The organism is Streptomyces sp. NBC_00483 (genome assembly GCF_036013745.1).
Taxonomy (GTDB): domain Bacteria; phylum Actinomycetota; class Actinomycetes; order Streptomycetales; family Streptomycetaceae; genus Streptomyces.
Map to the genome: position 1 here is coordinate 6,078,385 of NZ_CP107880.1, position 14,253 is coordinate 6,092,637.

The following is a 14,253-nucleotide window of genomic DNA, read 5'->3' on the forward strand; positions in this document are numbered from 1 at the left end:
GTCCAGGGCGGGGGGTGTCGCGATCTATCGCGTTTCGGTACTCTGCTGTCGTGGACCTTCAAAAGCGCCCTTCGCAGCCCGCGCCCAGTGCTCCCGTGGCGGAGCCCACCGACCTGCGCGCGTCCGACGCCGACCGCGACCGGATCGCGGACATCCTGCGCGAGGCACTCGCGGAGGGCCGGCTCGACGCGGAGGAGCACGCCGAGCGGATCGACGGGGTCTACCGCGCCAAGACGGTCGGTGAACTGGAGCCGCTGGTCCGCGACTTGCCGGGCACCCACGCGCCGCACCGCCCCGCGCCCGACCCGGGTCCCGCCCCGAGCCGGCCGGCGCCCGGCACGGTCCCCGCGGTGGCCGACGAGAACCTGGTGGCGGTCCTCAGCTCCACGACGCGCAAGGGCCGTTGGCGGGTGGGCCGACGCACACACGCGTACGCGATCTTCGGCAACGTGGAGATCGACCTCAGCGAGGCGATCTTCGAGTACCCGCAGGTGTACATCAAGGCGGTCTCCGTGTTCGGCAACGTGGAGATCAGCGTCCCCGAGAACATCTCGCTGCGCGGCAGCGGCGCGGGCGTCCTCGGCAACTTCGAGGTGGACACGCTGGACGCGCGCGAGCCCGAGGCGCCCGTCGTGTACGTGGACGGGGTGGCGGTCCTCGGGAACATCGAGGCGAAGCCGAAGCGCGGCAAGCTCATCCAGAACCTTGAGAAGCACCTGCGCAAGCACCTCGGCTGACGCCGGCGCCCCGGTGGCTGCCGGGCGGTGAACTCCCTTATGTGCTCTGGAACTTCCGTGCTTCGGAACTCAGTGCATAGGAGCCGACACAGCGGGTAGAGCTTGCTGCATCGTCGCCCGCTCGCGAAAGCCGTCGTCAGCCGTCGTCAGGAGTAGACCGTGCTGCACCCGCCGCATCAGTCCCTGCAGGTCACCGCCGTACCGCAGCAGCGCGAGCCAGTCAGGGGCAGGGATCAGGACGCTCCATGGCACACGGAGGCGGTGTGCAGGCGTGACGAGGCGGGGCTCTTCTTCGCCCCTTCCAAGGAACCGACCGCCGCGCGTCTCGCGCGCGAGGAGGCGGCCAAGCGGGTCTGTGCCCGCTGCCCCGTCATGGTCGAGTGCCGGGAGCACGCGTTGCTCCAGCCGGAGCCGTACGGGGTGTGGGGTGGCCTCACCGCGGCCGAGCGCCGAGTGGTCCTGGCGAGGCGGCGCCGCCGCGAGGTCGAACTCAAGAACGCCCCGCGCACGGCGTTGGCCGGCTGAACCATTTCAAGCACCGGCTAAATCAAGCCCCGCCGGCGATTGAGGCGCGGGGTCCGGGGCGGAGCCCCGATCTTTTCAACCCCGCCTCTGGACGAGAGCCCGCGGGGTCCGGGGCAGCGCCCTGCGGCGTCAACCACGGACCCCCGCAACCTACTTCGCCCGGTCGAAGTCAATCGCGCTGTAGGCACGCAGCTTGCTCAGCCGATGCGTGGAGTCGATCTGCCGAATCGTCCCGGACTTCGACCGCATCACGAGCGACGACGTGTGCGCCCGCTCCGAGTCGTACCGCACCCCCCGCAGCAGCTCGCCGTCGGTGATCCCCGTGGCGACGAAGAAGATGTTCTCGCCGGAGACCAGGTCGTCCGTGGACAGCACGCGGTCCAGGTCGTGCCCCGCGTCGACCGCCCGCTGCCGCTCCTCGTCGTCCTTCGGCCACAGCTTGCCCTGGATCACACCGCCCAGGCACTTGATCGCGCAGGCCGAGATGATGCCCTCGGGCGTGCCACCGATGCCGAGCAGCAGGTCGACGCCGCTGCCCTCGCGCACGGCGAGGATCGAACCGGCGACGTCGCCGTCCGAGATCAGCTTGATGCGGGCGCCGGTCTCCCGGACCTCCTTGATGATCCCCTCGTGCCGCGGCCGGTCGAGGATGACCACGGTGATGTCCTCGGGTGCACGCTTCTTCGCCTTGGCGACGCGGCGGATGTTCACCGACACCGGGGCGTTGATGTCCACGTAGTCGGCGGCCTCGGGTCCGGTGACCAGCTTGTCCATGTAGAACACGGCGGACGGGTCGAACATCGTGCCGCGGTCGGCGGCGGCAAGCACCGCGATCGCGTTCGGCATGCCCTTCGCGCAGAGCGTCGTGCCGTCGATCGGGTCGACGGCGATGTCGACCTCGGCGCCGGTCCCGTCGCCGATCCGCTCCCCGTTGAAGAGCATCGGGGCCTCGTCCTTCTCGCCCTCACCGATGACGACCACGCCGTTCATCGAGACGGTGGAGACGAGGGCGCGCATGGCGCGCACGGCCGCGCCGTCCGCGCCGTTCTTGTCGCCGCGGCCCACCCAGCGGCCGGCGGCCATGGCCGCGGCTTCGGTGACCCGGACGAGTTCCAGGGCAAGGTTGCGGTCGGGGGCCTCGGAAGGGACCTCGAGTTCGGACGGAAGCTGGTGATGCTCGGTCATCGAGACGCACCTTTCTGTTCCGGGATTCACCGGATTGTTCGGCTTCACCGGGATACGACGACGGCCGGACGAGGGGTTGGTATGGGAGGACTCTATCGTCAGTCCGACAATCTGAGCAGACCGCCCCACGGATGAGCGGGCATGCGCATGTCGGACTACGTGAATCCGGACCTCCCGGCAGAGATCATCCGGCGACCTGCGACGATGGGGCGCGTGGCAGCAAGAAACGGTAAGAAAACGGTCGGCAGCCTGGTCCTCTCGCTCGGCGTCTGCGTCGTCGCGGCCGGCGTGATCTACCTCTTCGTCCCGCACGACGATTCCGGTGAGCCGCAGGTCAAGCGCGTCGACTACAAGGTCGAGCTGTCGACGGCCCGCCGTGCGGCGCCGTACCCGGTGGCCGCCCCCGCGGGCCTCTCGCACGACTGGAAGCCGACCTCCGTGCGCTACCAGGGCACCTCGAACGACGCGTGGCACCTCGGGTTCCTCGACCCGGAGGGGCAGTACGTCGCCGTCGAGCAGGCGTCCGGAGCGTCGAAGGGGTTCATCGACAAGGTGAGCCAGGGTGCGTCGGCGACCGGCCGCACGCAGCGGATCGGCGGCGAGACCTGGGAGCGCTACAAGGGCGAGAAGTACGACGCCCTGGTGCTGAAGCAGAAGGGCTCCACCACGGTGGTGACCGGCACGGCCGACTTCGGCGGACTGACGAAGATGGCCGAGGCGCTGGAGGCGAAGCGCGAGAAGGTGTGACCGCCCGGTTCACCACATCCACCACGTACGAGGAAGGGCCCCGGCCGAAGCCGGGGCCCTTCCTCGTACGCGTACGCGCGGAACGTCAGACGGTCGTGATGACCTGCTCCTGCTCCAGGCGCGGGGAGCGCGGGAACCAGGCGTCGTCGCCCGGCTTGCCGATGTTGATGACCATCAGCGGGGTGTGGTCGTCGTCCAGGAACTCCTTCTGGACACCGGCGAAGTCGAAGCCGGTCATCGGGCCGGCGGACAGGCCGGCGGCGCGCACGCCGATGATGAAGTAGGCGGCCTGCAGCGTCGCGTTCAGCGTGCCGGCCTGCTCGCGGACGGGGCGCTCGGAGAAGAACATGTCCGCGATGCCCGGGGCGTGCGGGAAGAGCTGCGGCAGCTCCTCGTGGAACTCGTGGTCCGTGGAGAGGATCGCGACCAGCGGGGCGGTGGCGGTCTTCGGCTGGTTGCCCTCGGCCATGTGCTTGACGAGGCGCTCGCGGGCCTCGTCGGAGCGGACCAGGGTGATGCGCAGCGGCGACTGGTTGAAGGCGGTCGGGCCGTACTTGACCAGGTCGTAGATCGCGGCGATCTGCTCGTCGGTCACGGGCTCCGACGAGAACGTGTTCGCGGTGCGGGCCTCGCGGAACAGCAGGTCCTGCGCGGCGGGGTCAAGAACGAGAGACATGGATCAACCTTCTCGGTGCGACGGTCACGGCTGCGGCGATCCGTTCTGTCCGGATCGGCCCACATGGAAGACGGTACGCCGATGAGGTTCAACCTTCAACCAAACGCTTCGTGACCCTCTTCACAAGGGGGTCACGGGTGGGCGGCCGGTCGACCCGAGGGGCGCGTCACTCCTCGTCGGCGTCCTCCGCCTCCCCGGTCGCCTCCTCGCCCTCCTCCGCGAGCGCCGCGTCCAGGCGGGCACGCGCGCCGTCCAGCCAGCGGCGGCACACCTTCGCCAGCTCCTCGCCGCGCTCCCACAGGGCGAGGGACTCCTCAAGGGACGTGCCGCCGGCCTCCAGGCGCCGTACGACATCGATCAGTTCGTCCCGCGCCTGCTCGTAGCCGAGCGCCTCGTCGGCCGGCTGTGCCGTCTTCGTAGCCATCCTGTTGTCCGTCCTCACGCTTCGGTTACTCGTACGGTGAATTCGCCCTCGGCGACGCGGGCCCGCAGCTCCTCGTCCCCCGCCACCTCGTCCGGGCCGCGCACCACATGCCCGTCCGGCTTCTGGAGCACCGCGTAACCCCGCTTCAGGGTGGCCGCGGGGGAGAGCGCGACCACGCGCGCGTGCGTGTGCGTCAGCTCCGACTCGGCGCGGTCGAGGAGGTGGCCGAGGGTGCGGCGGGAGCGCTCGGTCAGCGCCGCGATCTGTTCCTCGCGCTCGTCGACCATGCGGTGCGGGTCCTCTATCGAGGGCCGGGAGAGCGCCGCCGCGAGCCCCCGCTCCTCCCGCTCCAGGAGCGCCTCGACGCTGCGCCTTGCCCGGTCCCGCAGCCAGTTCACCCGCTCGTACTCCTCGCCGACGTCCGGTACGACCTTCTTCGCCGCGTCCGTCGGCGTCGAGGCGCGCAGGTCGGCCACGTAGTCGAGCAGCGGGTTGTCCGGCTCGTGTCCGATCGCGGAGACGACGGGCGTACGGCAGGAGGACACCGTCCGCACCAGCTGTTCGTCGGAGAACGGGAGCAGGTCCTCCACGCTGCCGCCGCCGCGCGCCACGATGATCACGTCGACGCCGTCGAGCGCGTCCAATTCCTTGACGGCCTGGACCACTTGCGGCACCGCGTGCACCCCCTGCACCGGTACGTTGCGCACCTCGAAGCGGACGGCGGGCCAGCGGTGCCGCGCGTTCTCCAGCACGTCGCGCTCCGCGGCCGAGGCGCGGCCGCAGACCAGGCCGATGAGCTGCGGCAGGAACGGCAGCGGCTTCTTGCGGTCGTCCGCGAACAGGCCCTCCGCGCCCAGCGCCTTCTTCAACTGCTCCAGGCGCGCGAGCAGTTCACCGACGCCGACCGGGCGGATCTCGGCGGCCCGCAGCGAGAGCTGCCCGCGCGGTGCGTACCACTCCGGCTTCGCGTGCACGACGACGCGGGAACCCTCGCGCACCACGTCCGCCACCGCGTCGAACACCTGCCGGTAGCAGGTCACCGCCACGGAGATCTCGTGCGACGTGTCGCGCAGCGTCAGGAACACGACGCCCGCGCCCGGTCTGCGGGACAGCTGCGTGATCTGTCCCTCGACCCACACGGCGCCGAGCCGGTCGATCCATCCCCCGATGAGCCGCGACACCTGCCCGACGGGCAGCGGGGCGTCCGCGGACGTGTTGACAGCCATGCCGTGAGCGTAGTCGCAGGCACCGACATCGCAGGTGGTCCCGGGTGCCGGTGCCCCGCCCCGCGCGGCCGCCGGCGGGCTCAGCCCGCCGTGTCGCCGTCCGCCGACGGCACGGCAGGCTCCCGGCCCCGCTGCACCGCGAGCACCACGAGCCCGATGACCAGCCAGATCGCGCCCACCACCTGCGCCGTCCTCGACGCCTCCACGATCACCGCGACGGTGATCGCCGCGCCGACGACCGGAATCAGGATGTGGCGCCACCAGCTCACCTCGCCGCCACGGCGACGTACCGCGAAATACCCCACCACGCTCGCGTGCAGCAGCGTGAAGGCCGTCAGGGCGCCGATGTCGACGACCGAGACCAGGTGGTCCATGCCGTCGTCCCGGCTGGCCGCCCAGACCGCCGCGACGAGCGTGATCACCGCGGCGAGCAGCAGCGCCACCCGCGGCACCCCGGCGTACGTCCGCGAGAGCGCCTTCGGCAGCCGCCGGTCGCGGGCCATCGCGAAGAGCAGCCGCCCGGCCGCCGCCTGCCCGGCGAGCGCCGCGAACGCCGCGCCGATCGCCTTGCTCACCGCCACCAGGTCGTGCAGCCACGAGCCCACGGACGCGTCCACGGCGTCGTAGAAGGCGCTGCCCTGCTTACCGGGGTCGGCGGCGAGCTGCGCCGACGTGGTGGGTTCGAGCAGGGCGACCAAGTAGGTCTGCGCGACGAACAGCACACCGGTGAAGACGAGGCAGAACAGCACCGCCCGCGCGACCTTTGCCGAGCCCCCGGTGACCTCCTCCGCGAACGACGCGATGGCGTCGAAGCCCAGGTACGACAGGACCGCCACGGACACCGCCCCGATCACCGCCGACAGCGCGAACGCGCCCTGCGTGCCGTCGCCCGTCAGCGGGGACAGCCAGTCGCGCTGCGGCCCGTCCGTGGCCAGGACCACGACCGCCGAGACCATGAAGACCAGCAGGACCACGATCTCCAGCGCCAGGACCGCGAACCCGACCCGCGCCGCGGCCCGCACACCCCACAGGTTGAGCAGCGTCGTGATCACCACCGCGAGCGCCGTCCACACCCACTGGGAGACCGAGGGGACGAGCGAGTTCATCGCGATGCCGGCGAAGAGATACGCGACCGCGGGGATCAGTACGTAGTCGAGCATCGCCATCCAGCCCGCGATGAACCCGGGGCCCTTTCCGAGACCCGCGCGCGCGTAGGCGAAGACCGAGCCCGCCTGCGGGGCCACCTGCACCATCTGCGCGTAACTGAATGCGGTGAACGCCATCGCGATCGTCGCGACGATGTAGACGAGGGCGACCGCACCGTGCGATTTCGCGTCCAGGGTGCCGAAGACGCCGACGGGCGCCATGGGGGCGATGAAGAGGAGCCCGTAGACCACGAGGTCCCGGAAGCCGAGACTGCGCCGCAGGGCGGTCTCTTCTTGGATGGTGTCGGCGGACATCGTGCCTCCGTAGATCTCGTACACCGCGCAGACACCCAGTCTCCCCACCGGGACGATCTTTGGCCCCCTGGGGTGGCCCTTACGATGGGGGCATGACTGCAACTCCCGGCCCGCCGCCCGCCACCACCCCAAGCGGAGACGCTCCGCGTCGCAGTGACAACCGCCGCGTCCTGCTCGCCGCCCCCCGGGGTTACTGCGCCGGTGTGGACCGTGCCGTGATCGCCGTCGAGAAGGCCCTCGAGCAGTTCGGGGCGCCCATCTATGTCCGCCACGAGATCGTGCACAACAAGTACGTCGTGCAGACCCTGGAGAGGAAGGGCGCCATCTTCGTCGAGCAGACGGAGGAGGTCCCCGAGGGCTCCATCGTGATGTTCTCGGCGCACGGTGTCGCACCGACCGTCCACGAAGAGGCCGAGCGCGGCAAGCTCGCCACCATCGACGCCACCTGCCCCCTGGTGACCAAGGTCCACAAGGAGGCGATCCGCTACGCCAAGGACGACTTCGACATCCTCCTGATCGGACACGAGGGCCACGAAGAGGTCGTCGGCACGTCCGGCGAGGCCCCCGAGCACATCACGCTCGTCGACGGCCCCGAGGACGTCGCCAAGGTCGAGGTCCGCGACCCGGAGAAGGTCGTCTGGCTCTCCCAGACCACGCTCTCCGTCGACGAGACGATGGAGACCGTCGACGCCCTCAAGGGCAAGTTCCCCGGACTGATCTCGCCGCCCAGCGACGACATCTGCTACGCCACCCAGAACCGTCAGCTCGCCGTGAAGCAGATGGGCGCCGAGTCCGACCTCGTCATCGTCGTCGGCTCGCGCAACTCCTCGAACTCCGTGCGTCTCGTCGAGGTCGCCAAGCTGGCCGGCGCCCGCGACGCCCACCTCGTGGACTACGCCTCCGAGATCGACGAGTCCTGGCTGGACGGCGTCACGACCGTCGGCGTCACCTCCGGTGCCTCGGTCCCGGACGTCCTCGTCGAGGAGGTCCTGGAGTACCTGTCGAAGCGCGACTACGCGGACGTGGAGATCGTGAAGGCGGCCGAGGAGTCGATCACGTTCTCGCTGCCCAAGGAGCTCCGCCGCGACCTGCGTGCGGAGGCCCAGTCGCTGGTCGGCGAAGCCGGAGAGTCCGCTTCCAAGGAGTGACTGTCGGTCTCCCGTCGTAACGTGGAGTCATGCAGATCTTCGGTGTGGACATCGGCGGATCCGGGATCAAGGGCGCCCCGGTCGACCTGGAGCGCGGCGATCTCGCCCAGGAGCGCCACAAGGTGCTGACCCCGCACCCGGCCACGCCCGAGGGCGTGGCCGACGGGGTCAAGCAGGTCATCGACCACTTCGCCGACGTGCGGCCCGACCGGGTCGGCATCACGTTCCCCGGCGTCGTCACCGGCGGCGCCACGGTGCGCACGGCGGCGAACGTCGACAAGAGCTGGGTCGACGTGGACGCGCGGGCCCTGCTGAGCAAGAAGCTCGGCGGGCTCCCGGTCACGGTGCTCAACGACGCGGACGCCGCGGGCGTCGCCGAGATGAACTTCGGCGCGGGCCGCGGCCGCAAGGGCACCGTGCTGCTGCTCACCTTCGGTACGGGCATCGGGAGCGCCCTGTTCACCGACGGCGTCCTCGTGCCGAACACGGAACTGGGCCACCTGGAGCTGAACGGGCACGACGCGGAGAAGCACGCCTCCACGAAGGCGCGCGAGGACCACGACCTCAGCTGGGAGCACTGGGCGCACCGCGTGCAGAAGTACCTGGCGCACGTGGAGATGCTCTGCTCGCCCGAGCTGTTCATCATCGGCGGCGGGGTCAGCCGCAAGGCGCACAAGTTCCTGCCGCTGATCAAGGGCATCAAGGCCGAGATCGTCCCGGCCGAGCTGCAGAACAACGCGGGGATCGTGGGAGCGGCGATGACGGCATCGCGCGCGTAGCGCCCGCCTCGCTCTTCGGAAGTCGACTGCGCGCAGTCGAACTACGTGGGGTCGGCTACGCGCAGTCGACTACGCAGTACGGCGCCGCGGTCCCGGCGCCTGGGAAGAGGACTGGGACGAGGGCTGCGCGGCGGACGGCTGCCGGCCACCGGCCCGGCGCACCGCGGCCCGCCGGGCCATGAGCCGCACCTTCCGTACGGTCACGAGCACACCGGTGATGAGCGTCCCGCCGTACAGCCAGATCGCGCTCATGGCGAGCGTCGTCGCGACCCCCATGACCTGCTGCCCGAAGCCGCCCGTGCCCTCGGAGATCGGCACGATGCCGACGGCGAACGCGATCGGCACCACGACCGGCGCCGTCACCAGGTCCGCGCCCCGCACCCACACCGCCGTAAGCCCGCTGACGAGCAGGAACAGCACTCCGTAGACGGCCGGGGAGCCCCCGAACAGCAGCTGGTCGAGGGACCCGAAGACCAGCATCGCGGCGATGCAGAACAGTCCGCTGCCCCGCCCCGTGAGCCGTGGGTTCGGGAAGCGGAGGGGGCGGCGCCCGGGAGCCGGACCCCCACCGGCGGCGCGGTACACGGTGGCGGACTCACCGGACGGCACGGCGCCGTCCTGGCCGCCCTGCGCCTGCGGCGGCAGCGGGGCCGTGCGGCGGGGCCTGGCCTGCGGGGGACGCGTCCTGGGTTGCTCCACAAGCCCAAGATAGATGCGCTTATGTGCCCAATAGGCCAAGGGACACGCACTTTGGCCGAGCTTGACCGCGCTTGGCGGAAGTCGGCCGGGTCGGGCGAGGCCGTAGACTGGTGGATCGCCCTGCCCCACACCACCACATGACGTACGGGAAGTCGCAACGTGTCGCTCACGATCGGAATCGTCGGTCTGCCGAATGTCGGCAAGTCGACCCTGTTCAACGCCCTGACCAAGAACGACGTGCTCGCGGCCAACTACCCGTTCGCCACGATCGAGCCGAACGTCGGCGTGGTCGGTGTCCCCGACGCCCGCCTCACGAAGCTGGCGGAGATCTTCTCCTCCCAGAAGGTGCTCCCGGCCACGGTCGACTTCGTCGACATCGCGGGCATCGTGCGCGGCGCCTCCGAGGGCGAGGGCCTGGGCAACAAGTTCCTGGCGAACATCCGCGAGTCCGACGCGATCTGCCAGGTCATCCGTGCCTTCCAGGACGAGAACGTCGTGCACGTGGACGGCAAGGTCGAGCCGAAGAGCGACATCGAGACGATCAACACCGAGCTGATCCTCGCCGACCTCCAGACCATCGAGAAGGTCCTCCCGCGCCTCCAGAAGGAGTCGCGCATCAAGAAGGACATCGCCCCGAAGGTCAAGGCGGTCGAGGCGGCCAAGGAGATCCTGGAGAAGGGCGAGACGCTGTCCTCCCAGGGCATCGTCCAGGGCTCCGACAACGAGGAGCTCCTCCACGACCTGCACCTCCTCACGACGAAGCCCTTCCTCTACGTCTTCAACGTCGACGAGGACGAGCTGACCGACGAGGCGTTCAAGGACGAGCAGCGCGCGCTCGTCGCCCCGGCCGAGGCGATCTTCCTCAACGCCAAGCTGGAGGCGGACCTCGCCGAGCTCGACGAGGAGGAGGCCCTCGAACTCCTCCAGTCCGTCGGCCAGGAGGAGCCCGGCCTCGCCACGCTCGCCACGGTCGGCTTCAACACCCTCGGCCTCCAGACCTACCTGACGGCAGGCCCCAAGGAGTCCCGCGCCTGGACGATCAAGAAGGGCGCCACGGCCCCCGAGGCGGCCGGTGTCATCCACACCGACTTCCAGAAGGGCTTCATCAAGGCCGAGGTCATCTCCTTCGCCGACCTGGTCGAGACGGGCTCGGTCGCCGACGCCCGCGCGGCCGGCAAGGCGCGCATGGAGGGCAAGGACTACGTGATGCAGGACGGCGACGTGGTGGAATTCCGCTTCAACGTGTAGCGGCTGACGTATCGCCATGTCACTGGTCTGGTAAACAAATCTCGCCGGTCATGGCTCTATGAACTGATACGTCCTCTGGTTACCCTCCGCCGCATGATTCCGACGGTTGTCTGGGGTACCGGAAATGTCGGCCGCGCGGCCATCCGTGCCGTCGCGGCCCACCCGGGGCTGAAGCTCACGGCAGTGCTCGTCCACGCCCCCGACAAGGTCGGCCGCGACGCGGCCGACCTCGCCGGGCTCGAGCAGGATCTGGGGGTCCCGGCGACCGACGACATCGACGCGGTCCTCGGCGCATCGCCGCGGGCCGTGGTGTACGCGGCCTCCGGCGACCTCCGCCCCGACGACGCCCTCGCCGACATCGCCAGGGCGGTCCGGGCCGGCGCCGTGGTCGTCACCCCCGCGCTGTACGCCCTCTACGACCAGCGCAACGCCCCGCCCGAACTGCGGGATCCGGTCCTCGCCGCCATCGCGGACGGCGGCGGCTCGCTGTTCGTGTCCGGTGTCGATCCCGGCTGGGGCAACGACGTACTGCCGCTCCTCGTCAGCGGACTCGGCAGCACCATCGACGCGATCCGCTGCCAGGAGATCTTCGACTACTCCACGTACGACCAGGAGGATTCCGTACGCCACCTGATCGGCATGGGGCACCCCCTGGGCTACGAGCCCCTGATGCTCGCCGAGACCGTACCGACCATGGTGTGGGGCGGTCAGATCCGGCTGATGGCCAGGGCCCTGGGCGTCGAACTCGACGACATCCGCGAGACGTTGGAGCGCCGCGCGCTCGACTCGTCGGTGACCACCCGCACGATGGGCGACTTCGAGGCGGGCACCCAGGGCGCGGTGCGGTTCGAGGTGCAGGGCATCGTCGGCGGCGAACCCCGCATCGTCATCGAGCACGTCACCCGCATCCACCCGTCCTGCGCACCGGACTGGCCGACACCGCCCGACGGCGCGGGTGCCCACCGGGTGATCATCGAGGGCCGCCCGCGCATCGAGGTCACGGTCGAGGCCACCGACGAGGGCGAGAACCGGTCGGCGGGCGGCAACGCCACCGCGGTCGGCCGCCTGGTCGGCGCCATCGACTGGCTCGTGGCCGCGGAACCCGGACTCTACGACGCGCTCGACGTCCCGCTGCGCCCCGCGACCGGAAAGCTCGGAAGGAGCAAGCAATGAGCGCGATGAACATAGACATTCCCGAGGGGCAGGAGCCGATCGGGTACGTGTGGGGTGACATGGTTCCCGGGATCGGCATGGCCGCCGCGAACTTCTCCCTCTCGGTGTACGAGCACACGACCCTGGGCCTGCGGGAGTTCGAGGCCGCGCGGCTGCGCATCGCGCAGATCAACGGGTGCCTCTTCTGCCTCGACTGGCGGACCGAACGCGAGGGACAGAAGGTCGAGGAGGAGTTCGCCGACGCGGTGACCCAGTGGCGCACCACCGACGCCTTCGACGACCGCACACGTCTTGCCGCCGAGTACGCCGAGCGGTACGCCCTGGATCACCACGGCCTCGACGAGGAGTTCTGGACGCGGATGACCGCGCACTACAGCCAGCACGAGATCGTGGAGCTGAGCATGAGCATCGGTTCCTGGCTGGCGTTCGGCCGGCTCAACCATGTGCTCGGCCTCGACGCGGTGTGCGTACTCCCCGGTCATTGAACTCCCCGGTCATTGAGGGGAGTTGCTACAGATCAGTGGCGATGATCTTCTCGATGTTCCGCTCGGCGAGCGCCGTGATGGTGACGAACGGGTTGACGCTCACGTTGCCGGGGATCAGTGAGCCATCGATGACGTACAGGCCCGGATGGCCGTGCAGACGGCCGTAGTTGTCGGTGGCCTTGTTCAGGACGGCGCCGCCGAGCGGGTGGTAGGTGAGGTGGTCGCCCCAGATCTTGTACGTGCCGAACAGATCGGTGCGGTAGATCGTCCCCTCCTTTGAGTTGATCTTGTCGAAGATGGTCTTGGCGGCGTCGATGGACGGCTGCTTCCATGCCGTCTGCCAGTTCAGCTCCACCTTGTTCGCGGCGGCGTTCCAGGTGAACGCGGCACGGTTCGGGTTCTTGGTGATCGAGAGGTAGAACGAGGCGTAGGTCTCGATCCCGGTGGGCAGCGGCGCGACCTCGGCGAACGCTCCACCGGCCGCCCAGTTGTCGATGCCGCCGGTGGGGATGGCCGACTGGACCGAGCCGGTCGCGTCCCACACGTGGTTGGCGCGGCCGCACATGACGTTGCCGTTGTCACCCCAGCCCTTGCCGATCTCCCCGTTCAGCCGGGGCAGTGCGCCGGTGGCCTTCAGCTTGACCAGGAGCTTGCTGGTGCCGACGCTGCCGGCGGCGAAGAACACCCTGTCCGCGGTCACGGTCTTGGTGGCCGTGGTGGTGCCGCCGGTGTCGAGCTGCTCGATGACGACGGTGTAGCCGCCGCCGGACGCGGGGGAGACCGTGGTGACCTTGTGCAGCGGGGAGATGGTGACCCTGCCGGTGGCGGTGGCCTTCGCGATGTAGGTCTTCTGGAGGGACTTCTTGCCGTAGTTGTTGCCGTAGAGGATCTCGCCGGAGACTGCCGACTTGGGGACCGTTCCCGCTGCCTCCTTCTTCATGTAGTCCCAGTCGTAGACGCCGGGCACGAAGACGTACGGGAAGCCGGAGCGCTGGGCGTGTTTACGGCCGACCCGGGAGTACTGGTAGCAGTCGACGCTGTCGAACCAGGCGGGGTCGATGGTGCTGACGCCGAGACCGGCGTTGGCGCGCGGGTAGTACGTCGAGTACATCTCGTCGGCGTCGACCGACGGGAGGACGGCGCCGAAGTTCTCGCGCTTGGGTGTGACCGCCATGCCGCCGTTGACCAGTGAGCCGCCGCCGACGCCTCGGCCCTGGTAGACGATGATCCCGCCCATCTCCTCGGCGTCGAGGATCCCGGTGTAGCGGGGGATGTTCCGGTCGATCGGGAAGCCGAGGAAGTTGCTCAGGGGCTGTTTCGTCTTGGTGCGCAGCCAGTAGGAACGGCCGTCGGGTGAGGTCGTGTGGGCGAAGATCTTGCCGTCGGAGCCGGGGGTGTCCCAGGCCATGCCCATCTCGATCATGTGGACGTCGACGCCCGCCTGCGCGAGGCGCAGGGCGGCGACGGAGCCGCCGTACCCGGTGCCGATCACCAGGACGGGGACACGGGCCCCGTCGCCGATGACGGCGGCCGCCGCGGCTGGGGTGGCGGCCCGCGCCTGGCTCGCGGCGAGCTGACTCGCGAGCGTGGCGACGCCGACGATGGAACCGGTTCCAGCGATGAATCTTCGACGTGTGACGCCCTCCTGGGCGGTAGGGCGCATGGGTGTGCCACTCATATGACGTCCCTCACTCTCGTACGAATGAGAACGAGTTCTACTGCTACTGGCTCATTAAGTCAC

The 14,253-nt window shown here is 69.7% G+C and carries 15 protein-coding genes; 8 read left to right on the forward strand and 7 right to left on the reverse strand.

The features are described from left to right. Positions 1–50: 50 nt before the first annotated feature. Both OHA73_RS27395 and OHA73_RS27400 read left to right on the forward strand, forming a co-directional pair. Positions 51–737, forward strand: a complete 687-nt coding sequence (locus OHA73_RS27395) for a DUF1707 SHOCT-like domain-containing protein (RefSeq protein ID WP_327656380.1) — start codon at positions 51–53, stop codon at positions 735–737. A gap of 159 nt (positions 738–896) precedes the next feature. Continuing rightward, entirely contained in the window at positions 897–1,262 is a 366-nt protein-coding gene (locus tag OHA73_RS27400; RefSeq protein ID WP_266713609.1) for a WhiB family transcriptional regulator, read from the forward strand. A 150-nt stretch (positions 1,263–1,412) separates the two neighbouring features. Here OHA73_RS27400 and glpX read toward each other — a convergent pair whose 3' ends face one another. Continuing rightward, positions 1,413–2,447, reverse strand: coding sequence for a class II fructose-bisphosphatase (gene glpX / locus OHA73_RS27405; RefSeq protein ID WP_266713611.1), 1,035 nt, complete (start codon positions 2,445–2,447; stop codon positions 1,413–1,415). Between the two features lie 204 nt (positions 2,448–2,651). Between glpX and OHA73_RS27410 the strand changes: the two genes are divergently transcribed. Then, positions 2,652–3,194 (forward strand): DUF4245 domain-containing protein, encoded by a 543-nt coding sequence (locus tag OHA73_RS27410; protein ID WP_267072801.1) that lies wholly within the window; start codon positions 2,652–2,654, stop codon positions 3,192–3,194. An 85-nt stretch (positions 3,195–3,279) separates the two neighbouring features. Here the strand turns inward: OHA73_RS27410 and OHA73_RS27415 are convergent, their stop codons facing one another. The 4 genes from OHA73_RS27415 to OHA73_RS27430 all read right to left on the reverse strand — a co-directional run bounded on the left by OHA73_RS27415 (position 3,280) and on the right by OHA73_RS27430 (position 6,980). Beyond that, entirely contained in the window at positions 3,280–3,870 is a 591-nt protein-coding gene (locus OHA73_RS27415; protein WP_267069379.1) for a malonic semialdehyde reductase, read from the reverse strand. Positions 3,871–4,036: 166 nt separating this feature from the next. Continuing rightward, positions 4,037–4,294, reverse strand: coding sequence for an exodeoxyribonuclease VII small subunit (locus tag OHA73_RS27420; RefSeq protein WP_327656381.1), 258 nt, complete (start codon positions 4,292–4,294; stop codon positions 4,037–4,039). A gap of 14 nt (positions 4,295–4,308) precedes the next feature. Beyond that, the gene (gene xseA / locus OHA73_RS27425; protein ID WP_327656382.1) at positions 4,309–5,520 is read right to left on the reverse strand and encodes an exodeoxyribonuclease VII large subunit; all 1,212 of its coding nucleotides are present in this window, start codon (positions 5,518–5,520) and stop codon (positions 4,309–4,311) included. Between the two features lie 80 nt (positions 5,521–5,600). Beyond that, entirely contained in the window at positions 5,601–6,980 is a 1,380-nt protein-coding gene (locus OHA73_RS27430) for an APC family permease (RefSeq protein ID WP_327658535.1), read from the reverse strand. A 92-nt stretch (positions 6,981–7,072) separates the two neighbouring features. On the opposite strand from OHA73_RS27430, the gene OHA73_RS27435 reads away from it, so the two are divergent. Both OHA73_RS27435 and ppgK read left to right on the forward strand, forming a co-directional pair. Beyond that, the gene (locus OHA73_RS27435; protein ID WP_266713619.1) at positions 7,073–8,128 is read left to right on the forward strand and encodes a 4-hydroxy-3-methylbut-2-enyl diphosphate reductase; all 1,056 of its coding nucleotides are present in this window, start codon (positions 7,073–7,075) and stop codon (positions 8,126–8,128) included. Between the two features lie 29 nt (positions 8,129–8,157). After that, complete coding sequence (ppgK, locus tag OHA73_RS27440; RefSeq protein ID WP_266713621.1) at positions 8,158–8,907, forward strand: polyphosphate--glucose phosphotransferase; 750 nt, start codon at positions 8,158–8,160, stop codon at positions 8,905–8,907. 69 nt (positions 8,908–8,976) lie between these two features. Here ppgK and OHA73_RS27445 read toward each other — a convergent pair whose 3' ends face one another. Further along, a complete protein-coding gene (locus OHA73_RS27445) occupies positions 8,977–9,606 on the reverse strand; it encodes a DUF6542 domain-containing protein (protein WP_266713623.1) in 630 nt (209 codons plus the stop codon). Between the two features lie 159 nt (positions 9,607–9,765). Here OHA73_RS27445 and ychF point away from each other — a divergent pair, with 159 nt between their 5' ends. The 3 genes from ychF (at position 9,766) to OHA73_RS27460 (ending at position 12,512) form a co-directional block, all read left to right on the forward strand. After that, positions 9,766–10,854 carry a redox-regulated ATPase YchF gene (gene ychF, locus OHA73_RS27450; protein WP_266713625.1) on the forward strand — a complete coding sequence of 363 codons (1,089 nt, stop codon included), beginning with the start codon at positions 9,766–9,768 and terminating at the stop codon, positions 10,852–10,854. Positions 10,855–10,947: 93 nt separating this feature from the next. Further along, complete coding sequence (locus OHA73_RS27455; RefSeq protein WP_327656383.1) at positions 10,948–12,027, forward strand: NAD(P)H-dependent amine dehydrogenase family protein; 1,080 nt, start codon at positions 10,948–10,950, stop codon at positions 12,025–12,027. 5 nt (positions 12,028–12,032) lie between these two features. Continuing rightward, a complete protein-coding gene (locus tag OHA73_RS27460) occupies positions 12,033–12,512 on the forward strand; it encodes a carboxymuconolactone decarboxylase family protein (RefSeq protein ID WP_267072799.1) in 480 nt (159 codons plus the stop codon). A 25-nt stretch (positions 12,513–12,537) separates the two neighbouring features. On the opposite strand, the gene OHA73_RS27465 is transcribed toward OHA73_RS27460, so the two are convergent. Next, positions 12,538–14,190: a GMC oxidoreductase gene (locus tag OHA73_RS27465; protein WP_327656384.1), complete on the reverse strand. Its 1,653-nt coding sequence runs from the start codon at positions 14,188–14,190 to the stop codon at positions 12,538–12,540. Positions 14,191–14,253 lie beyond the last annotated feature (63 nt).